The sequence below is a fragment of the Micromonospora sp. SL1-18 genome (genome assembly GCF_047921505.1).
Classification (GTDB): Bacteria; Actinomycetota; Actinomycetes; order Mycobacteriales; family Micromonosporaceae; genus Micromonospora.
Genome location: NZ_JBLROA010000078.1, coordinates 1 through 23,339, shown reverse-complemented (window position 1 = coordinate 23,339; position 23,339 = coordinate 1). Strand labels below are relative to the sequence as shown.

The 23,339-nt window shown below is 68.8% G+C and carries 18 protein-coding genes and 2 pseudogenes; 15 read left to right on the top strand and 5 right to left on the bottom strand.

Annotation, left to right across the window (positions count from 1 at the left end):
* The first annotated feature begins 553 nt into the window (after window positions 1-553).
* Complete coding sequence (locus ACNAW0_RS26535; RefSeq protein WP_416290738.1) at window positions 554-2,389, top strand: exo-alpha-sialidase; 1,836 nt, start codon at window positions 554-556, stop codon at window positions 2,387-2,389.
* Between the two features lie 326 nt (window positions 2,390-2,715).
* Window positions 2,716-3,417, top strand: a complete 702-nt coding sequence (locus ACNAW0_RS26530; protein ID WP_416290737.1) for a FadR/GntR family transcriptional regulator — start codon at window positions 2,716-2,718, stop codon at window positions 3,415-3,417.
* Between the two features lie 24 nt (window positions 3,418-3,441).
* Here ACNAW0_RS26530 and ACNAW0_RS26525 read toward each other — a convergent pair whose 3' ends face one another.
* On the bottom strand, window positions 3,442-4,230 hold the full coding sequence (locus tag ACNAW0_RS26525) for a FadR/GntR family transcriptional regulator (protein ID WP_416290736.1): 789 nt from the start codon (window positions 4,228-4,230) through the stop codon (window positions 3,442-3,444).
* A gap of 91 nt (window positions 4,231-4,321) precedes the next feature.
* Between ACNAW0_RS26525 and ACNAW0_RS26520 the strand changes: the two genes are divergently transcribed.
* From ACNAW0_RS26520 to ACNAW0_RS26485, 8 genes and pseudogenes are all read left to right on the top strand, one after another.
* A complete protein-coding gene (locus ACNAW0_RS26520) occupies window positions 4,322-5,995 on the top strand; it encodes an ABC transporter substrate-binding protein (protein ID WP_416290740.1) in 1,674 nt (557 codons plus the stop codon).
* Window positions 5,996-6,065: 70 nt separating this feature from the next.
* Entirely contained in the window at window positions 6,066-7,025 is a 960-nt protein-coding gene (locus ACNAW0_RS26515; protein ID WP_416290735.1) for an ABC transporter permease, read from the top strand.
* Window positions 7,025-9,019, top strand: coding sequence for a dipeptide/oligopeptide/nickel ABC transporter permease/ATP-binding protein (locus tag ACNAW0_RS26510; protein WP_416290734.1), 1,995 nt, complete (start codon window positions 7,025-7,027; stop codon window positions 9,017-9,019). The genes ACNAW0_RS26515 and ACNAW0_RS26510 overlap by 1 nt, the downstream gene beginning before the upstream one ends.
* Complete coding sequence (locus tag ACNAW0_RS26505) at window positions 9,016-10,053, top strand: oligopeptide/dipeptide ABC transporter ATP-binding protein (protein ID WP_416290733.1); 1,038 nt, start codon at window positions 9,016-9,018, stop codon at window positions 10,051-10,053. The genes ACNAW0_RS26510 and ACNAW0_RS26505 overlap by 4 nt, the downstream gene beginning before the upstream one ends.
* The gene (locus ACNAW0_RS26500; RefSeq protein WP_416290732.1) at window positions 10,050-11,003 is read left to right on the top strand and encodes a dihydrodipicolinate synthase family protein; all 954 of its coding nucleotides are present in this window, start codon (window positions 10,050-10,052) and stop codon (window positions 11,001-11,003) included. The genes ACNAW0_RS26505 and ACNAW0_RS26500 overlap by 4 nt, the downstream gene beginning before the upstream one ends.
* Before the next feature lie 71 nt (window positions 11,004-11,074).
* Window positions 11,075-13,066 carry a beta-galactosidase gene (locus ACNAW0_RS26495; RefSeq protein WP_416290731.1) on the top strand — a complete coding sequence of 664 codons (1,992 nt, stop codon included), beginning with the start codon at window positions 11,075-11,077 and terminating at the stop codon, window positions 13,064-13,066.
* Window positions 13,011-13,574, top strand: a pseudogene (locus ACNAW0_RS26490) (SDR family NAD(P)-dependent oxidoreductase); the annotation flags it as partial. The gene ACNAW0_RS26495 and the pseudogene ACNAW0_RS26490, both read left to right, overlap by 56 nt.
* A gap of 50 nt (window positions 13,575-13,624) precedes the next feature.
* On the top strand, window positions 13,625-13,822 hold the full coding sequence (locus tag ACNAW0_RS26485; protein ID WP_416290730.1) for an SDR family oxidoreductase: 198 nt from the start codon (window positions 13,625-13,627) through the stop codon (window positions 13,820-13,822).
* A 94-nt stretch (window positions 13,823-13,916) separates the two neighbouring features.
* Here the strand turns inward: ACNAW0_RS26485 and ACNAW0_RS26480 are convergent, their stop codons facing one another.
* From ACNAW0_RS26480 to ACNAW0_RS26470, 3 genes are all read right to left on the bottom strand, one after another.
* On the bottom strand, window positions 13,917-15,191 hold the full coding sequence (locus tag ACNAW0_RS26480) for a hypothetical protein (RefSeq protein WP_416290729.1): 1,275 nt from the start codon (window positions 15,189-15,191) through the stop codon (window positions 13,917-13,919).
* Window positions 15,192-15,611: 420 nt separating this feature from the next.
* Window positions 15,612-16,370: an IclR family transcriptional regulator gene (locus ACNAW0_RS26475; protein WP_416290728.1), complete on the bottom strand. Its 759-nt coding sequence runs from the start codon at window positions 16,368-16,370 to the stop codon at window positions 15,612-15,614.
* Window positions 16,371-16,735: 365 nt separating this feature from the next.
* Window positions 16,736-17,350: an IS607 family transposase gene (locus tag ACNAW0_RS26470; protein WP_416290727.1), complete on the bottom strand. Its 615-nt coding sequence runs from the start codon at window positions 17,348-17,350 to the stop codon at window positions 16,736-16,738.
* 222 nt (window positions 17,351-17,572) lie between these two features.
* On the opposite strand from ACNAW0_RS26470, the gene ACNAW0_RS26465 reads away from it, so the two are divergent.
* Window positions 17,573-19,198: a peptide-N4-asparagine amidase gene (locus tag ACNAW0_RS26465; protein WP_416290726.1), complete on the top strand. Its 1,626-nt coding sequence runs from the start codon at window positions 17,573-17,575 to the stop codon at window positions 19,196-19,198.
* Between the two features lie 342 nt (window positions 19,199-19,540).
* On the opposite strand, the gene ACNAW0_RS26460 is transcribed toward ACNAW0_RS26465, so the two are convergent.
* On the bottom strand, window positions 19,541-20,797 hold the full coding sequence (locus ACNAW0_RS26460; protein WP_416290725.1) for a phosphodiester glycosidase family protein: 1,257 nt from the start codon (window positions 20,795-20,797) through the stop codon (window positions 19,541-19,543).
* A gap of 619 nt (window positions 20,798-21,416) precedes the next feature.
* On the opposite strand from ACNAW0_RS26460, the gene ACNAW0_RS26455 reads away from it, so the two are divergent.
* From ACNAW0_RS26455 to ACNAW0_RS26440, 4 genes and pseudogenes are all read left to right on the top strand, one after another.
* Window positions 21,417-21,575 carry a hypothetical protein gene (locus tag ACNAW0_RS26455; RefSeq protein ID WP_416290724.1) on the top strand — a complete coding sequence of 53 codons (159 nt, stop codon included), beginning with the start codon at window positions 21,417-21,419 and terminating at the stop codon, window positions 21,573-21,575.
* A 19-nt stretch (window positions 21,576-21,594) separates the two neighbouring features.
* A complete protein-coding gene (locus ACNAW0_RS26450; protein ID WP_416290723.1) occupies window positions 21,595-22,236 on the top strand; it encodes a DUF2637 domain-containing protein in 642 nt (213 codons plus the stop codon).
* Between the two features lie 698 nt (window positions 22,237-22,934).
* The gene (locus ACNAW0_RS26445; RefSeq protein ID WP_416290722.1) at window positions 22,935-23,123 is read left to right on the top strand and encodes a hypothetical protein; all 189 of its coding nucleotides are present in this window, start codon (window positions 22,935-22,937) and stop codon (window positions 23,121-23,123) included.
* A pseudogene (locus tag ACNAW0_RS26440) lies at window positions 23,086-23,339 on the top strand (hypothetical protein); the annotation flags it as partial. The gene ACNAW0_RS26445 and the pseudogene ACNAW0_RS26440, both read left to right, overlap by 38 nt.

The window sequence follows — 23,339 nt, the reverse complement described above, 5'->3', positions numbered from 1 at the left end:
CAGAGCAGGACCCAGTCATCCGGCGGTGCCGTCGACTGGACGCCTGGCCGCGCCGCGGAGGCCGGCCGGGTCAGGCCGAGCCCCAGCGCGAGCATGTGGGCGGCTTGCGTCACTCTCCGGACGTAAGAGATGGGATCTCCTCATGATCGCGAACGTGTTTGCTTCCCGGCTCCCCGTCGCAATCAGCAGTGGCCCGGCTCTGGTCCAGGCGCGACTCAAGCGTTGCGCTTGGGCCCTTCAGTGCGGTCCTGCGGCACTGCCGACTGGGACGTGCCGACCAGACTGGCCGACAAGCGGTCCGAGGGCTTGCGACACCGGACATCCGACGTAGGATGTCCAACAACGTTCCGCACGTTGTGACGAGAGGCGGGCGGTACGTGCAAGACGGCGAAGATCCGCGAGCGCGACAAGTGCGACAACCCGCCGCTCCGGAGCCACCTGCCGCTCGACACGATCCACCCCCGGCAATGACCAGTGGAGGTATTCGCTCATGACGAGACAAGGACACAGGCAAAGACACCGCCGAATTCTGGCCACTGTGGTGGTCGCGGCGATGGCTGCCGCTCTGCTCAGCAGCGGCACCGCGCACGCCGCTGCGCCGTACCACGAGGAACAGGCGGTCTACACGGCGAACACCAACGGGTATTCCTGCTTCCGGATCCCGGCGATCGTGAAGGCCACCAACGGGACCCTGCTGGCCTTCGCCGAAGGCCGGATCAACAACTGCGACGACAGGGGCGACATCGACCTGGTGCTGAAGCGATCCCACGACGGCGGCCGCACATGGGGGCCGCTGCAGGTCGTGTCGCGCGGCAACGGCGACACGCACGGCAACCCGATGCCGGTCGTGGACGAACAGACCGGCCGGATCGTACTGTTCACAACCCACAATCCGGGCACCGGAAGCGGTGGCCGCGATCCGTACCTGCAGGTCAGCGACGACCAAGGAGCGACCTGGAGCGCGCCGCGGGAAATGACCGAGCTGATGCGGCCGGAGTGGACCGCCTGGTATGCCACCGGCCCGGTGCACGCCATCCAGCTCAAACGCGGCCCGCACGCCGGGCGGCTGGTGATGAGCGCCAACCACGAGTCCTTCGCGCCCGGCGGGCGGCGCATCGCCGGCATCCACCTCGGGTACAGCGACGACGGCGGCGACACGTGGCACCTCGGCGCCAGCGCCGGTGGCGCCACCGACGACATCTTCGTCAACGAGTCGACGCTGGTGGAGCTGACCGACGGGCGGATCTACGTCAACGTGCGGGAAGCCGGCACGGCTGAGGGCACACGGGCGTACGCGATCTCCAGCGACGGCGGCGGAAGTTACGACGCGCCGTTCCAGATGGTGCCCGAGCTGACGATGCCGGTCGTGCAGGGAGCGTTGCTGCGCCTCACCGCCACCGACGAAGGTGACGCGCGCAACCGCATCCTGTTCTCCGGACCCGCGCACCCTGGCAAGCGTGAGGCCCTGACGATCCGGTCCTCGTACGACGAGGCCCGGACCTGGCAGACCTGGCAGGAAGGCAAGGTCATCAGTTGGGGCCCGGGTGGGTATTCCGACATGGTCAAGATCGAGACTGACCCGGTGGCCGGCCCCGTCGCCGGGCTGCTGTACGAAGGCGGCGTGACCGCGCTGTACGAGGTGATCCAGTTCGTCAGGTTCAACGAGGCGTACCTCGACACCCCGAACGGTACGCCGCCGGGCCTGCCGCCGCCGCCGGAGCCGGGACCGACGACCGCGGACGCGTCACCGCGCTACGACAACACCGCCTACGTGCGCGGCGGCGCGACGCTGACCGATGGGCGGTACGGCGACGGAATCGCGCTCGACGGTGTCGACGACTACGTGGAGGTGCCGTACAACGCGGACGTCGACCTTGGGGACGACGAGTTCACGATCATGGCGTGGTTCCGGTACAGCGAAACCACTGGCAGCCACGTGATCTGGTGGTTCTACCAGTGGGGTACGGGAGCCGCGCAGATCTGGCTGCGGGCCGAACCGGCGAGCAACCGCATCCGGGGTGTTGTCGGCACCGGCCAGGGCGACGCGAACATCACCATCGCGGGCGCGTACAACGACGGGCTCTGGCACCACGTCGCCATGCAACGCACGTCCACCCGGATCACGGTCCTCATCGACGGCGCCACCGTCGCCGACCTGGCCGCTCCCCGCGGCTCGGTGACCACCGGCAAGGAGTTCGGCATCCGCAGCATCTACCTCGGCCAGCGGATCGATGGCGTCAACCGGTTCCGCGGCGCCCTCGACGAGTTCCGCATCTACACCCGTGCCCTCACCTCGAAGGAGTTGCGGGACATCCGGGAACGCAACGTCCCGATCGCCGGCCAGCTCCGGCTCCGCCTCCCGTTCACGACCATCAACCCCCAGCAGTAGCCGCTGTTTCGGTGCCCCGCCAGCGGTCGTCTGGTGGGGCACCACCACCTGTGCCGAACGGGTACCCAGATGACGCGTCCACGGCCGCGTTCGTCGGTCAGCGGCCGCATGCTCGACCGGTCGCCGGTGACAGCGCGCAGGCTGCAGGGTTCGGAGCCGGCCTGTCCACGTCCAGGAATATGACATGGGATGTCCGCCAGCGTACGGAAGACGGCGATATCAACAGGCCGGCGCGGGGTTGATGCCGCGTGTACATTGCTCCTTCAGCGGGTGCCCTTCTCGGACGTAGGATGTGTGTCAGCCGCAGAAGAGCCTGGAGGCGCGGGATGGCCAAACGCAACGGCGAGACTGTTCAGGACCGCATCGTGGCCCTGATTCACGATCGTCAGCTTCAGCCCGGTGCACCGATGCCGACCGAACCGCAGCTCATGGACTTGCTGGGGGCGAGTCGCAACAGCGTACGCGAGGCGGTACGGGCGCTGCAGGCGCTGGGCATCGTCGAGATCCGCCACGGGTTCGGCACCTTCGTCGGTCGCGCCTCGCTGGACGTGCTCAGGCCGTCGCTCGAGTTCCGGATCCGTTCCGGCCCGCAGGGCGTCCGCGCGCTCCACGACCTCGTGGAGGTGCGCGAGATGCTGGAGACCGCGCTTGTCGGGCGGGTCGCCGGGTCGACCAGCGAAAGCCGACTGGCGGCGCTCGATGCCCTGGTGACCGCGATGCAGGCCGATCTTGAAGCCGATCGGGCCTTTCATGCGTTGCTCTATGAATCCTGCGGTAACGAGCTCGTGTTGCAGCTGATCAACCTGTTCTGGCAGGTCTACCACCAGGTCGAGCCGCTGCTGGGCGCGCCGGAGGAGCGGATGGAGGTCATCGTGGGCAATCACCGGCGTATCGTCGACGCGCTGCGCGCGCGGGACGCGGTGGCCGCGCAGGAGGCGATGCAGCGGCACTTCCGTGACGTCAAGGAGCGCATTGCCCGGGCGGAGACGGGTCAGATCGCGACGCCGCTGGAGGGAGAGGCGGCCTGAGCCGGATCGGGCGGCCGCCCCTCGTCACGGCTGTCCGAGCCGGGCCAACCGGGCGCGTACGCCGTCGAAGTGGACTCGCACGGCCGTCGCGGCCGACGGGCGGTCCCGGGTGATGACGGCCGTGTAGATGTGTCGGTGCTTGCGAGCCACGTCGGCCGGCGTCTCGTCGGGCGGCCCGAGGTCGTCGCCGAGCTGGTGGTAGACCTCCCAGAACGCGCCGAGCAGCCGACCTACGAGCGGATTTCCCAAGGGGCGGTAGAGCACGTCGTGGAAGAGGCGGTCGGTCTCGGGTGAGACTGGGCCCACCAGCGCTTCGGCCTCCATTTGCTCGATCACCTCGCGGGCCGCGGGGAGGTGGGGCGTCAGGTCGTGGTCGACGTGCCCGTCGATGAGGCGCTGCACCAGCCCGCTCTCGAGGATCTCCCGGATCTCGATGAGGTGCCCGAGGTGGTTGCGCTCCTCCTGCAGCGTCATGCGGCTGTGAAAGGTCAACTCGTCGACGAGACCGTTGAGCGACATGCGCCCGACGAACATCCCGAAGCCGTGGCGGATGTCGACGATGCCGACGGCCTGCAGGACCTTGAGCGCCTCCCGGACTGAGTTCCGGCCGATGCCCAGCTCTTCCATCAGCTCGGACTCGGTCGGCAGCGGATCCCCGGTGGTCAGCCCGCGCTGCAGGATGAGGCCCTTGACCGCCTCCTGCACCTCGACGGCACGGCTGAGCCGACGGTGCCCACCCGCGGGAACGCGGCGTAGGTGGGCGGGCTGGCCGGAGGCGTCTTCGGTGCGGCGACGATCGGGATGAAATACCACGGACATCTCCTGGTCATTTGCTCTTGACCGGGGACGAGTTCGACCCCTAGCCTCCACTCTACAGGACGTGGGACGTAGGACGTCCAACGTGATGGCCCGAAGAGATCGTTTCCTAACCGAAGCCATATTTCCCACAGGAGGCACCGTGAGCGCCTTGGTTTCTCGGCCCGTTTTCAGCCGCCGCGACTTTCTGCGCTACAGCGGGACGGTGAGCGCCGCAGCAGCCATATCCGCCACCATCTCCGCCTGCAGCGGCCCCGCTTCCACGAGCTCGACGGGGGCCGGCGGGGACAAGGACCTGGTCACCGCCGTCATCGGGTACGGCAACAACCAGAGCTGGGACCCGACCATGACGGCGTCGGCCTTCACGATGGCCGCCAACAACCACATCTACGAAGGGCTGGTCGACACTGACCCGGTCACCCGGGAGCCCTACCCGGCCCTGGCCACCGCCCTGCCTACGGACACCGCCGCGACCACCTGGAAGTTCACTCTGCGACAGGGCGCCAAGTGGCATGACGGGCAGCCGGTCACGGTCGACGACGTGCTCTTCACCTTCCAGCGCATCCTCGATCCGGTCGCCAAGACGTTGTCCTACTCCTTCTTCGGTACCTGGCTGAAGGAGGTGCGCAAGGTCGACGAGACGAGTGTCGAGCTGGTCTTCAAATTCCCGTTCCCGGACGCGCTGCAGCGGCTGACGATTGCCAAGATTATGCCGAAGCACGTCTTCGGCGTGCCGGGCGGCTGGGACGCGGCCAAGGGTGGCAAGGCGGTCGGGTCCGGCCCGTACAAGATGGTCGCGCACAACCCGAAGTCCAACACTGTGCTCGAGGCGTTCGCGGACTACAACGGCCCGCGCAAGCCCGCGATCAAGAAGATGAACTGGCTGTCGATCGTGGACGCCTCCGCACGCGTGGCGAAGATTTCCGGCGGGAACGCCGAGGCGCAGATCGCGGACAACATCCCGTACGCCAACATCGAGCAGCTGCGCGGCGGCGGGCTGACGGTGGAGGGCGGTAAGGGCATGAACCACATGTTCCTGATGTTCAACACCGCCCAGAAGCCCTTCGACGACGTACGCGTGCGCCAGGCGCTCTTCTACGCCATCGACACCGGGAAGATGATCGACGTGGCGCTCAAGGGACACGGCACGCCGGCCACGAGCTTCCTCAACGAGCAGAACCCGTCGTACGCCAAGGCGAAGACCGTCTACGGCTACGACCCCGCGAAGGCGAAGGATCTACTGTCCGCCGCCGGAGTGAAGAACCTGTCCGTCACGCTGATGGCTGTCAACGTCAGCTGGATCGAGGATTGTCTGGCCACCATCGCCAACTCCTGGGAAGCCGTCGGCATCAAGACCACCCTCGAGCCGCAGGACACGGCGGCGCTCTTCACCAAGATGGACCAGTCGCAGTCCTATCAGGTGGTCGCGGCGGCCTCGAACCCGAACCAGTTCGGCCTGGACGCGGACCTGATCCTCCGCTACAACTACACGCCCGGTGGCGCGTGGATGAAGTACACCAAGTGGGACGCCAGCCCACAGGCCAGAAACCTGTTCGCGCTGATGAACAAGGCCATCCAGGAGCCCAGCCCGACCAGGAAGCTGGACCTCGTGCACCAGTACCTCGACGTCGTCGCCGAGCAGGCGGTGCTGTACCCGGTGGTGCACACGGAGCTGATGACGGCGTGGGATCCGAAGAAGCTCACCGGGGTCCGGCCCCAGGCGTACCCGGGCATCAACCTGCTTCAAGCGCTGCGGGCATGATCCTCGCGCGGCGCCGGGTCCGCCCGGCGCCGCTCACCGGCCGACCACCCCGACTATCAGGAGGTACGCAGTGGCAGTCGTCGCCAGAATGCTGGTGCGCCGCATACTCATCCTGATCCCGCTGCTGCTGGGCATCATCCTGTTCGTCTTCATCATCATGCGCTTCTCCAACAGCAAGCCGGAGTACGCCTACTTCCAGGGCGCCAACCCGACGGCGGAGCAGATCCACCAGTTCCAGGTGGAAAACGGCCTGCTCGATCCGCTACCGGTGCGGTATGTGCGCTTCGTCGGTGACCTGCTCCACGGGGACATGGGGACCAGCGTGCTCACCAAGGCGCCGGTGCTCGACTCGGTGGTCACCGCACTGCCACTCACCGTGCAGCTGACCTTCCTCGGCCTGGCCGTCGCCGTGGTGCTGGCCCTGGTCTTCGGCGTCGTCGCGGCGATCTTCCGGGACCGCTGGCCCGACCAACTCATTCGACTGGTGTCGATGGTCGGGGTTTCCGCGCCCACGTTCTGGCTGGCCCTGCTGATGATCCAGTGGCTGGCGGTCGACCGCGGCTGGTTCCCCACCAGCGGCTACATCAATCCCGGCGACTCGTTCAGCGGCTGGCTGCGGTCGATGACGCTGCCGGCCCTGTCGCTGTCGCTGCCGGTCGCCGCCCACCTGGTCCGGATCATCCGGACCTCGATGGTCGAGGAGCTCGACCGGGACTACGTCCGCACCGCAGTCGGTAGCGGCCTGCCGCCGATCGTGGTGATCGGACGCAACGTCCTGCGCAACGCCCTGATCAACCCGTTGACGGTGCTGGGTCTGCGGGTCGGCTACCTGCTCGGCGGGGCGGTGGTCATCGAGACCATCTACTCGCTGCCCGGCATGGGGCAGCTCATGATCAACGCGGTACGCGACGGGGACCCCGCCGTGGTGCAGGGCGTCGTGCTCACCATCGCCACCGGCTTCGTCGTGGTGAACCTCGCCGTCGACATCCTCTACCTGCTGGTCAACCCCCGACTCAGGAGCGCCGCGTGATGCGTAGCGGACTCGCGAAGAGACTGTCCCGCCCGGGAATCCGTATCCGGCGGCTCGGTCTGCCCTCGTGGTTCTCCCTCCTCGTCGTTGCCGTGATCGCCCTCGCCGCCGTGCTCGCCCCGGTGCTCGCCCCCTATTCGCCGTATCTGCAGGACCAGAGCGGCGGCGGTCCGTCCGCCGCTCACTGGATGGGGCTGGACAGCGCGAACCGGGACATCTTCACCCGGCTGCTCTACGGCGCCCGCTGGTCATTGATCATCGGCCTCGGCGCGACCGCCATAGCATTGCTCTGCGGCGCGCTGATCGGCGCGATCGCAGCCACCGCGCGCAAGGCCGTCGACGAGGCCCTCATGCGAAGCCTCGACGTGATCATGGCGTTCCCGGGAATCGCGCTCGCTGCCGTCCTGGTCGCCGTCTTCGGCGGCAGCATTCCGGTGCTGGTGCTGGCCATCGCCTTCCTCTACATGCCATCCGTCGCCCGGGTGGTACGCGCGAACGTTCTCGCCCAGTACGGCGAGGATTACGTCGCGGCCGAGCGGGTCATCGGCGCCCGCACGCCACACATCCTGGTCAGACACGTGGCCATCAACTGCGCCGCGCCGATCCTGGTCTTCTGCACGGTGATGGTCGCCGACGCGATCGTCTTCGAGGCGTCACTGTCGTTCATCGGGGCCGGCGTACGCCCGCCCGACCCCTCGTGGGGCAGCGTCATCGCCGACGGCCGCAACATGGTGCTCCTCGGCGGCTGGTGGGCCACGGTCTTCCCCGGCCTGCTGATCCTGATCACGGTCCTGGCGCTCAACATCCTCGCCGAGGGCGTCTCCGACGCCTGGGCTGCGCCCGCTGCCCGCCGTGCCGACCCGGTCCGCAGAGAGGAGGAGGTCGACGCACTCGAGCAGGCCATCCCCGGGTCCGGTGAGATCGTGGAGCTGCCGGGGCTCGCCAGGGCCGCGCAGCGGTTGGCCGAGCGGGCCCGGCCGCTGCCGCAGGGCGAGCCGATCCTGCAGGTGAAGGAGCTTGCCATCGGCTTCGAGGGCCGGCACGACGGCGTCGATGTCGTCGACGGCATCTCCTTCGAGGTGCGCCCGGGTGAGGTGCTCGGCCTCGTCGGCGAGTCCGGGTGCGGCAAGTCCCTCACCGCGCTCACCATCATGGGCTTGCAGCCTCGCGGGGCCCGTGTCCGCGGGGGCATCGTCTTCGACGGCAAGGACCTGCTGCCGCTTCCCCGGGCCGCCCGCCGCCGGCTGCTCGGCCACGACATGGCGATGATCTACCAGGACGCGCTGTCGTCGCTCAACCCGGCGATGACGATCAAGGCGCAGTTGAAGCAGGTGGTCCGCCGGGGCGGACGCCGGAGCCCGACCGAGCTGCTGGACCTGGTGGGGCTCGATCCCGGGCGCACCCTCTCGTCCTATCCCCACGAGCTGTCCGGCGGCCAGCGGCAGCGGGTTCTGATCGCGATGGCCCTCTCGCGCGACCCCAAGCTGATCATTGCGGACGAGCCCACCACCGCGCTGGACGTGACCGTACAGGCGCAGGTGATCCAACTGCTGCTGCGGCTGCGTGCGGAGCTGGGCTTCGCCCTGATCCTGGTCTCGCACGATCTTGCCCTGGTCGCGGACGTGACCGATCGCGTCGTCGTCATGTACGGCGGCCAGATCGTGGAGACCGGCGTGACCGCGGCGCTGGTCGGCGAGCCCGCGCACCACTACGCTCGCGGGCTCCTCGGCTCGGTGCTGTCGCTGGAGTCCGGTGCCGCGCGGCTGACCCAGATCCGCGGCGTCGTGCCCGCTCCGGCCGACTTCCCCAGCGGTTGCCGCTTTGCCGACCGCTGCCCGGCGACCACGGAGATCTGCCGGACCCAGACCCCGCGGCTCGTTGGGAAGGGCGGCCACCATGCGGTGGCTTGCCACCATCCGGCGCTCGACGTCCGGGCGTCCGTCCTCGCCGCCGACGCGGGCGCTGCGCCGGCCAGTCCCGCGGAGGCACGATGACCCCCACCCCCACCCCCGCGCTGGTCGAACTCGCCGACGTGCACATGGTCTACAAGGCGCGTTCCGGTGGGCTCTTCCGGCGCGATCACGTCTACGCGCTCACCGGCGCGGACCTCTCCGTCGCGCCCGGCGAGACGCTGGGTGTCGTGGGCGAGTCCGGCTGCGGCAAGTCAACGCTCGCGAAGGTCCTGGTCGGCTTGGAGAAGCCGACCGCAGGCATGGTGCGGTTTCGCGGCCAGGACCTCTGGTCCATGCCGCATGCGGCGCGCCGGGCGGCGATCGGGTCGAGCACCGGCATGGTGTTCCAGGACCCGTCGACCGCGCTCAACCGTCGACTGCCCATCCGGCAGGTGCTGCGCGACCCGCTGGACGTGCACCGCGTCGGCACGCCGCGCCAGCGCGAGGAACGGATACGCGAGCTGCTCGATCTGGTGGGCCTGCCGGCGAGCGTCGCCGACCTGCTGCCCGGCCAGGTGTCCGGCGGGCAGCGCCAGCGGGTGGCCGTCGCCCGGGCGCTGGCGTTGCAACCGCGGCTGCTCATCGCCGACGAGCCGACGAGTGCGCTCGACGTCTCGGTACGCGCGCAGATCCTGAACCTGCTGCTCGACCTGAAGCGGCAGCTCAACCTGGCGATGGTCTTCGTCTCGCACGACATCCAGACGGTGCGGCGGATGAGCGACCGGGTCGTGACGATGTATCTCGGGCGGATTGTCGAGCAGGCTCCGGCCGAGGCGGTGCCCGACCAGACCCGCCACCCCTACACCCGGGCGCTCTTCTCAGCCACCCCCGGTCTGCTCTTCCCGATCGACCCGATCCCGCTGGCCGGACCGGTTCCCTCCGCCACCCGGCCGCCCAGCGGATGCCCCTTCCGTACCCGCTGCTGGAAGGCCGACGACCGGTGCGCCAGGGAGATGCCCGCCTCGCAGACCGACACCGTGGTCCGACCCGATGATCACCTGTTCCGCTGCCACCACCCGATCCGCGACGACGCGACCGACCTCGAACTGACCAGCCAAGCCCAGGAGAATGCATGACCATCCACGAGCTGTCGCCGCAGCGGTCGGCCGCACTGACCGGCGTCATCCCCCCGGTGTCCACGCCACTGACCCCGAACTTCGAGGTCGACACCGCATCGCTGACCCGGTTGGTGGACCATCTGCTAGACGGTGGGGTGGACGCGCTATTCGTCCTCGGCTCCACCTCTGAGGTGGCCTTCCTCCCGGACGGCCACCGCAAGGTCGTGCTCGACACCGTCACGCGGCATGTCGCGGGCCAGGTTCCAGTGCTCGCCGGCGTGATCGACATGACCGCCCTGCGCGTGCTGGACCATGTACGAGTGGCCGTCGAGGCGGGCGTGGACGGGCTCGTGGCCACCGCACCCTTCTACACCCGCACCCACCCCGCGGAAATCGCTGTGCACTTTCGCACCATCGCGGCGCGGGCAGGGTTGCCGTTGTACGCCTACGACCTGCCGGTTTCGGTACACACCAAGCTCGGCGCCGACCTGCTGCTCGAGCTGGCCAGCGAGGGTGTGCTGGCCGGAGTCAAGGACTCCAGCGGTGACGAAGGCGCCCTACGCGGGGTGATCCTGGGGCGACGGGACCGTCGGGACATCGACTCGTTCAGCGTGCTGACCGGCTCCGAACTCACCGTCGACTCCGCGCTATGGATGGGCGCCGACGGCGTGGTGCCGGGCCTGGGCAACGTAGACCCGCACGGCTACGCGCGGCTGTTCCGCGCGGCGTCGGACGGCGACTGGGAGGCAGCGCGAGCGGAACAGGAGCGCCTGCTGCGCCTCTTCGAACTCGTCACAGTCGGCGTGGGGCGGATGGGGCTGGGTTCCTCCGCGCTCGGCGCGTTCAAGGCCGCGCTGCATCTGCGCGGGATCATCGACCACCCGACGACGGCCGTGCCGCAGATCCCGTTGAACGAGGACGAGGTCACCCGGGTCGGGAAGTACCTGGCCGCCGCCGGCCTGCTGTGAACGGGACAACGCAGCCCGCAGGTCGCCCGGCGCGAGCGGCCGATCGAACTCACCGAGAGGAAGTGCGCGGCATGACCATGCCGAAGATCATGTTTGGTGGGGACTACAACCCGGAGCAGTGGTCCCAGGACGTCTGGGTCGAGGACATGAAGCTCATGGTCGATGCCGGGGTGTCGCTCGTCTCCGTCGGCATCTTCTCCTGGGCAAGCGTGGAGCCACGTCCCGGCACGTACGAGTTCGACTGGTTCGACCGGGTGATGGACAACTTGGCCGAGGCCGGTATCGGAGCCAGCCTCGCCACCATGACCGCTTCCCCACCACCCTGGCTGTCCCGGCACCACCCGCAGGTGCTCCCGGAACGCATCGACGGGGTGCGGCTGTGGCCCGGCGGACGGCAGCAGTACTGCCCGTCCAGCCCGGTATACCGTGAGTACGCCGGACGGCTGGTCGAGCACCTCGCCCGCCGCTACGCCGGGCACCCGGCCCTGAAGCTGTGGCACATCGGCAACGAATACGGCTGCCACGTACGGGCCTGCTACTGCGACGTGTCGGCCGAGGACTTCCGGCGCTGGCTGCGCGAGCGGTACGGCGACATCGGCGCCCTCAACGAAGCGTGGTCGACCACCTTCTGGTCACAGCGCTACGACGACTGGGCTGACATCCTGCCGCCGCGGACCGCACCGACGTTCGCCAACCCCGCCCAGAAGCTGGACTTCGCCCGATTCAGCAACGACGCGATCCTCGCCTGCTACCTCGCCGAACGCGACATCGTACGGCGACACACCCCACACGTGCCGGTGACGACGAACTTCATCGGCCTGGTCCACAAACCGATCGACTCCTACCGGTGGGCCGCCGAGCAGGACGTTGTCAGCCTCGACAGCTATCCCGACCCGTACGATCCGCGGGCCCACGTCGAGGCCGCATTCGGCTACGACCTGATCCGCTCGGCGCGCCGGGGTCAGCCGTGGCTGCTGATGGAGCAGGCACCCAGCGCGGTCAACTGGCGCGAGCGCAACGCGCCGAAGCCGCCGGGGCTCATGCGGCTGTGGAGTTGGCAAGCGGTGGCGCAGGGCGCGGACGCCGTGCTGTTCTTCCAGTGGCGCCAGGCCGCCGGCGGCGCCGAGAAGTTCCACTCGGCGATGGTGCCGCACGGTGGCACCGATACTCGCGCCCATCGCGAGATCCGGGCACTCGGGCAGGAGATCGCGGGCGTCGCCGAACTCGCCGGTACACGGGTACACGCCGACGTCGCGATTCTCCACGAGTGGGACAACTGGTGGGCGCTGGAGTCGGACGCCCACCCGGCCGTGCTCGACATGCTGGAAACCCACCGGGCGCACTACGCGCCGCTGTTCGACGCCCACGTCACCTGCGACGTCGTATCGCCGACCGCGGACCTGTCCAGCTACCGGCTCGTCGTCGTGCCGAACCTGTACCTCATGTCCGCCGAGGTGGCCGCCCGCCTGCGCCGCTACGTCGAGGACGGCGGGCACCTGGTGGTGTCGTTCTTCTCCGGCATTGTGGACGAGTCCGACCGCGCGTACCTGGGGGGATACCCGGCGCCGCTGCGAGACGTGCTGGGGCTGCGCATCGACGAGTTCTGGCCCCTACCGACGGGCGGCACGGTCGAGCTGGACATCGCGGGGCAGCGGCACACCGGCACGGTGTGGTCGGAATGGATCGAGACCGAGGGAGCGGAGGTGGTGGCCACCTTCGCCGACGGCGAGTTGGCCGGCCGGCCCGCGGTCACCCGCCACGTGTACGCAGCGGGTGCGGCCTGGTATCTGGCCACCCGGCCCGAGCCGGCGACCATGCGCGCGCTGCTCGACCGCATCCGTGGCGAAGCGGGCGTGGAGCCCGTCCTGCCCGACCTGCCCGCTGGGCTGCAGGCGGTGGTGCGGCACGGTCCGGACCGGTCCTATCTGCTGCTGCTCAACCACAGCTCCGAGGTGGTGACGGTCGCGCTGCCCGCGCCGGCGGTCGACCTGCTCGGCGACCGGGAGCGTGCGGTCGCCGCCGTGTCGCTCGCTCCCCGCGGCGTCGCGGTGCTGCGCCGGTGACGGGGGACGATTCCCGGCCGCCTCGCGGGGTGAGTCGCCGCCGTCACCGGCGCCGCCCGCGGGGTCGGCGCCGCAAGCGCGCCGGCTGGCGGCCGAAGGAGCGTCCGTACTGCTGCTCGACGTCGCCGACGAGCACGGCGCCCGCGTCGCCGCGCAGATCCGCGCCGCCGGCGTAACCGCCCGGTACGTCCACTGTGACGTGGCCGCCGAATCGGACTGGCGAGCAGCGCGGGAGGTGGTCGGTACCGAGTTCGGCGGCTTGGACATCCTGCACAGCAACGCCTTCGTGCAGAACCCCGGCGCGGCGCACGAGCTCGATCCGGCGGCCTGGGGCCGCGGTCAATCTCATCGTGCTCTATCTTGGCGTCCGGGCATTCGCCGGCGACCTGTGGGAACGTCGGGCTGCGTCGTCGTGACATCCAGCCTGAACGCCCTGTTCGGGCGACCGGGCAGCCCGGCGTACGCCGCCAGCAAGGGCGGTCTGGCGGCACTGACGTGGCAGCTCGCCGCAGAGTACGGCCCTCAGGTGCGGGTGAACGCCGTGCTGCCCCCGGGCCGGTGGACACCGACGCCTGGCGCGGGCTGGGCGCAGCGGCGCGGGAGCGGGCCGCGGCGGCGACGATCCTCGGCCGCCTCGGCGACCCGGCGGAGGTGACTGCGGCGGTGGCCTTCCTCGCCAGCGCCGACGGCTCGTATGTGACGGCGGCGAGTCTCGTGGTGGACGGCGGTTGGTGCAGCACGAAGGATTCGCCGTGACGCCGCTGCACCGGTGCCGCCGGGCAAGGCGGCGGCACCGGTGCCGGGATCACCGGCTGCGGCCGGAGGGTCGAACGGTGATCACCGGACCAGATCAGGTGTACAGCAACTGAGCGGTCGCCTCGCAGGAGGTTGACGGGATGAGGCGGATCCAGTGGACGCTGAAGCCGGTGGGGAAGGTGTACGACTCGTACCCGTGCGGCTCGACTGTGATCGTCCGGTACCGCCGCCATTGGCCGGTGCCCTGGAAGTCGACCTCAAGGGTGAACTCGACAGCGCTGTCGGAGTTGTGGGTGAGATGAAGGCACTTGTGCTCGAATCCGGTCATCAGATATGGATCGGATGGCCGGCCGGCCTCGACCTCGGTCTCCCACCACGGTCCGCCCCAGCCCTGGGGCTTGCCCCACTGCCAGAGGTCATCGGTCTTGCCGAACCACAGGTTCGCCTGTGGCTGGCCCGCGACCGGGTTGGCGTCGTGGATCGGTGTCGTCTGGTCGCCGGCCATCACGAGCAGGCCGTTCCAGGAGCAGAAGTCGCCGACGATGCGTAGGTGGGAGGCGATCGGCCGAATGCCCCACACCGAGTTGGCGTAGGTCAAGGGCGGCAGCTCGTAGAACATTCCGCTCGCGTCCATCAGCAGGCGTTCGGACTCGACCTCACGGATCCGCGGCCATTCCGTCGTGTAGGCGTGGTCCTGAGTATGCGTCGACTTCGGCAGTCGATAGACCTTCCAGCCTGTTTCGGGCAGGAAGACGTGGAACAGCGCGGATGCGCGGTCCTGCCCGACCGCGTACAGAGCCGGTCCCATGCCGTTGGCGCTGCCAAGGGTGTTGAACTGGGTCTTCGCCAGCACCCTCCAGGTGGTTCCGTCCCACTCGGCGAGCCGGCCCTGGCTTTCACCGGTCGGGAAGTCGTCCTCGAAGTAGGAGTTGTTCACGACCACGACGCGTCCGTGCCGGGTGTAGGCGTCCTTGAAGTGTGGTACGCCGGGCACGCCCAGCTCCACGCACAGGTCGTAGAGCTGCTTGACTTCGAGCGTCTGGACATCAACCTCGAAGAACTCGCCTTCCATGCCGACGAAGTACACCTTGCCCGCCTCGTCGTCGAGGTGCCTGCACGTCGCGGTCAGCCGGACGCCGACCAGTGCCTCGATGGTCCTGACGTTGCCACCGATATCGATCGCGTGCGGACCGATGAACAGCTGATCGGACTCCTTGTGGATCAGCCGGTTGGCGTAGGTACCGACCACGCTGGCCGGGTGCTTGGTCAGCTGGAAGTCGTCATCGACGGTGAACAGGCCGGTGCCACCGCCGCTGCGGTCGGTGTGCGCGACGTACGTCACGAACCAGAGCCGGCCGGCCCAGGGCATCAGAGCCCCGATACCCGTCTCGGATCGGGGTACGTGATCCGCCTTGACAGCAAGCTGTGGAACGATCCCGCTGATCGCTCCAACTGGGATCGGTTGACTCATCAGGGTGCCTTTCGTGGTGGTGGAGTGTGGTGCCCGCATCAGCGCGCGGCCAGTGCTTGCTGGTACTCGTCGCGGGACTTGTCGCCGCCGCCCTGCTGCCACCTTTGACGGCCTCGTCGGGCGGACCACGGTTGCGACCGACGACGCCAACTGACTCGCTGGTGCTTTCTTAGCACCAGTCTGGTGCTAAGTTAGCACCATCATGCCGTGCCGCCAAGACCCCGTTTCGGCCGATCGTCAGATTCACAACTGCTCGCCGAGAGCAGGCGGCAGTGCTGCAGGTGCAAACCCTGCAGTGCGGCGGAAAGACGCCCAGTGTCAGGTGGTACGCGACCGAGGCCGGCGGTCACTGGCCTCCGCGATGGTCGCCGCGGCGCTCCGCAAGGCACGGACAAGCCGCGGCACCGAACGATCCGTGAAATCTCCGGCCAGACCGATCGCAGTACCGGCCTGGCCGTCCAGCACCAAAGCAAGCGTCCGCCAGCCGACCGCGCCGGTCTCGCCGACGCGCGTCAGCGCGTAGCCCTGCTCGCGCGTGCGGGCAAGATCGGCCAGCAGCCCGTTTGCCCCGTCCAGAACGACCTCGCCGGCATGCGGCGTCCCGGCATAGAGCTCGCGAACCTCGTCGTCGGTGTGCATCGCCAGAAGCGCCTGCCCAAGACCCGAATGGTGCGCCGGAAACAGCGGCTCCTGGGCGATTCCTTGCCGCGGATCGGCTCCGGGACTCACGAAGTACAGGTAGACCACCTGATCACGCCACAGCACACCCATCGCCACCTGGTACCCGAACTCCAACAGCCCTTCGAGAGGACCAAGCGCATTGGTCAGCAGGCCGGAAGCTCGAAGACTCTGTGCCGCCAGGACGTGAATCGCCGGACCGGGCGCATACTTACGCTTCTCGTCTTGCTGCGCGAGACCTAGATGCGCCAAGGTCTTCAGTAGCCGGTTGACCCGCGTCGGTTCGAGACCCAACATCCGTCCCAGCTGCCGCGATCCGATCGGGCCGCCGTGCGCCGCGAGCGCTTGCAGGCAGGCCAGCCCATCAATCAACGACTGGTTGGGTTGAGCTGGCTTCATGGTCCTACTTTAGCGATCACCAGGACCCACCCACCGAATTCCACGGACCGCCAGCCCACGCATGCTGGAGGTGCCTGGTGGCATGCGGCAGGCGGTGATCCGCAGGCGGGCCGCGTCCAGGTACGCGGTCCGTCCGACCGCCTGCCACCAGCGGCGGACGGCCGTCGCGGTGCCGGCCGAAGGGAAGACCGCAGGCAATCCTCAGCCGACCCTAAGACCGCCGTCACGTGTCGTTCACCCACCCGCTGCGCGAGCACCGCCGGGGACAGCACCTCACCGGTCTCCTCGTCCACCCCCGTTCGCAGCAGGGGCACGGGCACACGCAGTACGTGAGGTCTCGCCTTCAGACAGGGGCAGCCTCCGACTCACCGACCACCAGCCTGGCATTGCCCGGACTCGGCCAGCAGGCGGCGCCGATTCTCTGCCGACCGCATCCCATACAAGCGCCCCGCGAACGTCGTCACGAGGGAAACGAAGTCTTCCACGAGTTCTTCCCGCCCGCCGCACTTTGTCGAGTGCAGCACGTCGAGGGTGGCCCCGTGGACGGCGAGCAGCTGCTTGAGCCAGCCGACACCAAACCGGGCCAGCCGGTCCTCATGCGTGACACGGACCACCGTGACACTTCCATCGGCGACGGCCCGCAGCAGCGCGTCGAGGCCGGGCCGGTCCTCCCGCAGACCCGAGGACCGGTCACGGAACACCTTCACGATCTCACCGGCGGACGTCGCCCGAAGCTCGCGCTCCTGAGCTTCCAGCGAGGACTCCTGCCCGCTGGAGCCGGACACACGCACGTACAGGCCCTCCAAACGAACACGCACACCGACGCTGGAAACCTTCATCGCCTCGACATCAACCGAGGAAAACCGCCGCTCACGGCCCACCCACGTCACCGGAATCTTCCCCGAATCAGCCCACAAACGAAGCGTCACCGGGTGAACACCCAAACGTTGCGCAGCCTTCGCCAGTCGAAGAAGTTCCACCCGGACATGTTATGTCCATAGAGGATTCATAACCAAATCCGTGAGCCTGCACGACCCGGATGCCCGCCCGATCGCCAGTGCATCCGGTGTCCCTGGGGCGACCACCACCCGTCCATATCGGAGGTTCCGCGAGGATGGCCGTTCCCGTAACGTCCGGACCGATGCCGCGCAGCGCCGCGGACACCAGCGTTGTGCGTCGACAAAGATCACGATAGGAGCACGATGAGACGTCTCGTCGCGGTCGGAGCCGCCATGCTCGGCTTCATCCTCTTCACCGGTTCCGCGGCCCACGCGGCGGCGCCACCTGCGGAGTTCGGCTCGGACTGGGACGACCCGCGCACCGCGGATCAGCCCATCGCGAAGCCGCCAACCCCGTCGTGCACCGTGACGATCGTCGACCACAAGTTCCGGGACTTCACGCCCTACACCGGCACGTACACTCCGGCGGCGGACTGCGCCGGGCCGTGGAACAAGGTGGTGCTGCGGATGGAGACCTCGATCGCCGGACGGCAGTACGACCGCCTCGGCTCGCTCAACCTGGGTGGGGTGACGATCTTCAAAACCTCCACCGCCGAACCTTCCGCCGACGGCGTCCGATGGACGGTGGAGTCCGACGTCACCCGGTACGCCCCGATCCTCACCCGCCAGCAGCCGGTCTGGATGCTCATCGGCAACGTGGTGGACGAGACGTACACCGGGATCCTGGACACCAAGGTCGAGCTGACCTTCTACCAGGCCACCGCGGACCACCCGGCGGCACAGACCTCCGACGACGTGCTGCCGCTGGCCGACGCGCGGCAGTCCGGCGGCGAGCTGCACGGCACGATCACGGTGGCGCGCAACACCGAGCGGCTGGTGGCCGAGGTGTACGCCACCGGCTCCGGCGGCGGCTGCGAGGAGTTCTGGTACGGCACCACCCCGCCGGACACCGGCTACTCCTGCGGCACCGCCGCCGGCGGGCCGTACCGGGAGGTGCAGGTGCTGATCGACGACCAGGTGGCCGGCATCGCGGCCCCGTACCCGCACATCTACACCGGCGGCTGGTCCAACCCATTCCTCTGGTACGTCCTCCCCGCTCCGCGCGCCTTCAATATCCAGGCCACCCGGTACGACCTAACCCCGTTCGCGGGGCAGCTCACCGACGGCCAGCCGCACCGGGTGCGGGTACGTACGGTCGGTGTGCCGGCCGGGCAGTCGGGCTGGGACACCCCGACCAACTTCCTGGTATGGCGGGACCACGACAGCACCCGCGTCACCGGCAAACTGCTCAGCCACGGCCTGGGTACGCTGCGCACCGACCTGACCAGCTCCGTCGAGGGTGACACCCACCGGGTCACGGTCGAGGCCGCCCACCGGTTCCGGGCGGTCGGCTACCTCGACACCTCGCACGGCCGGGTGGTAACCACGGTGGAGCAGGCGCTCACCAACCACAACGAGCACTACTGGGGCCCGGAGGAGAGCCCGGACGGCCAGCACGCGGCCTGGACGGACACGTCCACGGCGACGACGTCCGGGCGGGGGGCGGTGCCCCGGGTCAGCCGCACCGCCAAGCGGTTCACCCTTGACGGTGAGATCACCATCGTGAACGACCGGCTCACCACGCGCATGACGCTCGGCGACTACGCCGACGAGACCACCGCCGGCACCGGGCAGGCACCCTGGCGCCGGCTGGCGAACACGTTCACCGGTTCGGCGTCCTGGACGCTCGGCGTACCTCGCTCGGAACGGCACGCCGTCGGCGAGTCCGAGCAGCGGTACCGCGTGACGGGCCCGCACGGCACCTGCTACGACCACCGGATCGCCCAGGTCAACGGCACCATCGCCGCGGACGAGCTGCGCTGCGGCTAACCGCGGTCGCGCGGATCCGATCAGTACGTCGGGCGCCCCGGAGTATGGGCCGACCTTGGGAAGCCGTTGTCGGCCCACCCGAAGCGGGCGGCGGATACCGGCCGCGCGCCCACCTGCAGGACAGGCTCGCCGAGGCGGTCGCCGTGCCAGCCGGCCCCGGAGCGCTGACGGTGACTGCGCGGACCCAGCCCGGCACATACGAGCCAATCGACACCATAGCCACGCTCGACAGCGACCTGAACCTGCCGAACGGGCGGGGCCGGCGAGTGCAGGGACCCGCGGCCGGGAAGCGCCTCGCCGGGTGATGGCCAGGCGAGGCGCTTCCCGCGCTGGATCGGACGGTCAGCGGTGGCCGACGAAGACGCCGATACCGTTGGCGACCGCGCGCTCCGTACCGTCTGAGGGGTTGTTGCGGGCGGTGGCTGCCGCCTGGCCCGGCTCCCGGACGGCGATCGTGGTCGAGCCGCCGCCGTCCAGATTCACCGCGGCGTCCGCGCCGAGCGTACGCATGAGGTCGGCCAGTTCGGCGATCGTGAAGCCCGCGCTGGCGGGCGCGCGGCCGGCCAGCGCGACGAGGTAGGCCGTCTCCCCGTCGCGGCTGACACCGGCCGAGCTGCGCACGGCCGCGGTCTTCGTGTCCAGGCCCGCCAGCGGCTGTCCGTCACGCAGGATCGGCGCGCCACCGACCGCGAACGTCAACTTCGGCTCACCGACCGAGACCAGCTTCTCGTCCACCGTCACCCGGTCGCCGACGATGAGGTCGTCAAGCTCGTCCGCGCCGCCCTCACGACCGACCAGCACCTGGGTATCGCTGGGAATCGCGCCCGCGCCGGGCGTCTGGCTCACCGAGGTCACCACGCCGTCGCGTACGGTCACCTCGTAGGTGTGGGTGCTGCACGGATCGAGGCGGCTGGTGTCGCTGCCACAGGTCGACCGGACCCGCGAGGCGGTGCCCCAGTCGGAGGTGAAAAGGCCGACGCCGCCGACCGGGAGCGCGTACTGGTTGAGGCCGTCGAGCGTGAACGTGCCCTTCGCGCTGCGTACCTCTCCGGCCAGGCTCAGGGTGTCGACGCGCGCCTTGCCGTTCACGCTCACACCGAACACGTCGCGGGTGGAGGTGCCGGGGGCGAGCCCCGGGCCGAAGCGCTGCGCGTTCGGTACGGCGAACTTCAGCTCCTCGCCGTCGGCGATCTCCGGGCCCGACGCCGAGCCGGTCGGCGCAACCCCGTCGTGGGTCTCGCTGATGTTGAAGAAGTCCCCGTTCACGCCGGCGATGGCGCCCTGGTCGTTCGTCATCGCCGAGACGACCTGGCGCTGCGCGACGGTGTCGGGGTGCAGCAGGTCCAGGGAGATCTTGTTCTTGCGCAGGTCGGCGGTGAGCAGGTAGCCGACGGTGACGCCGCGGAGCGTGTCCACCTGGAAGGAGCCGTACATCACGCCCGGGGCGAGCTCCTCGGTGGAGGTGAAGGTGATCGGGGCGTCCGCCATCATGGCGGGCGCGATCGCGGCCTCGGCGGTGCCGGTCGGCGCCACGAGCGTGCTCAGCCCCGCGGCGAGCAGCAGCGCCAGACCCGGGCGTACGAGGTGCGATGACCTCATCGCCGCTCCTTTCTTCTCGGGTTCCGAGCCGGTGCTCGGAGATTCGAGCCGGACCGGCGGGTGGCCGGACCAGCGAAAAGGTTCCTGGGTAGCCGATCATGCGGGGGTGAACAGGTGAGGTGATCAAACTGAACCACCAGTGCCCCTTTTGTTCATCTGACCGGCATCTGGGGCGGCGTGCCCCTATGGGATTCGTCAAGCCGCGAGGCGGAGTTCGTCCGCAGATTTCGGCTGGTAGGGGGTCTTGGTGCGGAGCATCCGCCGAGCTTGTCAAGTTGTCTGTGTAAGAAAGTTGGACTGGTGTTAGTTGATGTAAGGGCTGAGGCGGTCGGGGTGGACCAGGGCGAGGACGCCGAGGGCTTGCCCCCACAACCCTCGGACGCGTTCGGGCAGCCTTCACCCGGCAAGCGCCTTCCGTGACGGGCGATCTGCCTAGGTAGCGCGGTCATGATGCTCTCCTCCAGTGCCGTTTCCGAGCATCTCGCTCGACATGCGGAAGACCGGCTAAGGTCACCTGCTATGTCTGCCGCCAGGAGTACAACCGGCAGACTGACCCCCGCTTCTCGGGGCGGTGACCGCGATGCGGAAGATCCTCGCCGCCCATTAACCCGCAGGCGCGATGTTCTTCGCCGTCCTGTTCGCGGGCGGCGGTCATTGGCTCACCCTGGCCGTTGCCGGCTGGGCGATCGGCACGGCCGTCCTCTGGTTGCTCGCCGACCGCCGCAACGGCATCGAGGCGTACGCCAACGGCTCGATGACGGCGTCCGCGAAGGCCTAGACGACTAGGAGACCGAAGGATGAACCTCAACCGAGTTACCTCGACCGTGGGCGCCAGCGCCGTCGCCGGCATCGCCGCCTGGTCGTCGTGGTCGCACATGGTCGCGACCGCGCTACGCTACGGCGAGCGGCCCGAGGTCGCCTACGTGCTGCCCCTGTCCGTCGATGGGCTGCTCGTTGTCGCGTCAGCCGCGCTCGTCGACGACAAACGCGCAGGGAAGCGGCCACGCATGTCGGCCCGGGTCGCGTTCGCGCTCGGCGTCGTCGCGTCGCTGGCGGCGAACATGGCCCACGCGCAGCCGAACACCGGCGCCCGGATCATCTCCGCGTGGCCCGCTATCGCGCTGCTCGCTGTCGTCGAGCTGATGTCGCGCAGCGGCCGGCAGGTGAAGTCGGAAGCGCCCGTGACGGCGGTGCCACAGCCGGTCGACAAGCCGACGTCCGTCGCGCCAAATGTCGCGACAGAGCGGAAGCCGCTACCTCCCGCCGCAGTGAAGGTCGCGAAGGTCCGCAAAGCCAACCCGGCGATGCCGCAGGACGCCGTCGCCAAACACACCGGTCTGGCACTGCGGACCGTGCAGCGGCACTGGCCTGTCACGGCACCCGACGAGCCTGAGCGCGTCAACGGCGTTCAAGTTCCCCAGCTGGCGTTGTCCAACTGACAAGCGCGCAGGCCCGGCCTCGACTCCACAGCACGCCGCGCCCTGCCTTCCCGCGACAGGAAAGAAGCGGTTTCTGCTGGTGATGCCTGGTGGCCGCTACCGTCATGATCTGGCTACCGACTGACAGCGACCGCGATTGCTTGCCGCTCACAGGAGTGCGCGGATGACCACGCCGGCGCCGGACCAGGTACAGCCGTTCGAATGGAATATCACCACGGGCCACTCGTCGGGGTTGTCCGAGGCAGAGGAGACCCAGAACAGCAGGTCTGATCATCGGGTGGCGCCCCAGGCGAGGCCGCCACAACGCAGTCAGCTTCTCGGCCCTGCCTCAGCGCGCTGACCGGCATCGAGCTGGCCGGCGACCAACCGCCGGCCCACCCAGACGCAGCCGAGGCCGCCCAACTGATCTGGAACGCCCGCCGCCTGACCGCCGGCCAACTGCAAAAAGTCCGCGATCGGGCAACGCCATCCGCCACGAACGCGCCGACGAACTCAGCCCCCAACTTCGGTGCGACTGCCCCGGATGTCCCTGAGATCCAGCCAGCGGTGGGCCCGTGCACTGCCATGCCGCCGATCGGGCGTCACAATGTGTGAAGCACGTACCGTGGCGGTCGACGCGCGGTCGTGGCCTATGAGCGGATGTCGAGGGCACAGTCCGACGGGATTTGCGGACCAGGCTGACTGTTATCGTCCGCCGCGTGAAGAGCGATGACGAGCTCCTGGAATTGGTTCGCCGTGACCTGAGTCTCGCCGAGCTGCTGTGGGAGGTCTGCGAGTTTGACCTCACGCGCGGTGATCACGTCGAGACTGTCCGGCTGTCGTCCGGGCATGCCCTGGAAGGCATAGCAGGTGACTTCACTGGCGGCACATTTCTTCCTCTGCGGTGAACGCCGCTCAATCCGTCCGGTCTTGTATGCCAGCTCTGAAGGGCAGGCCGGCCTTATCGGCCATAACCTTGCCGAAGCCTTGGAGGTCATGATCGGGCTACCGTCCTGGTGGGACTGCCTGAAGTTTTCCGGCAGCGGGGATCTGGTGACCATGCAGTCCGCTGCGGAGCACCTGCAGCGCGACGAGCTCAGAGACCAGCCGGAGGTTGGAGCTAA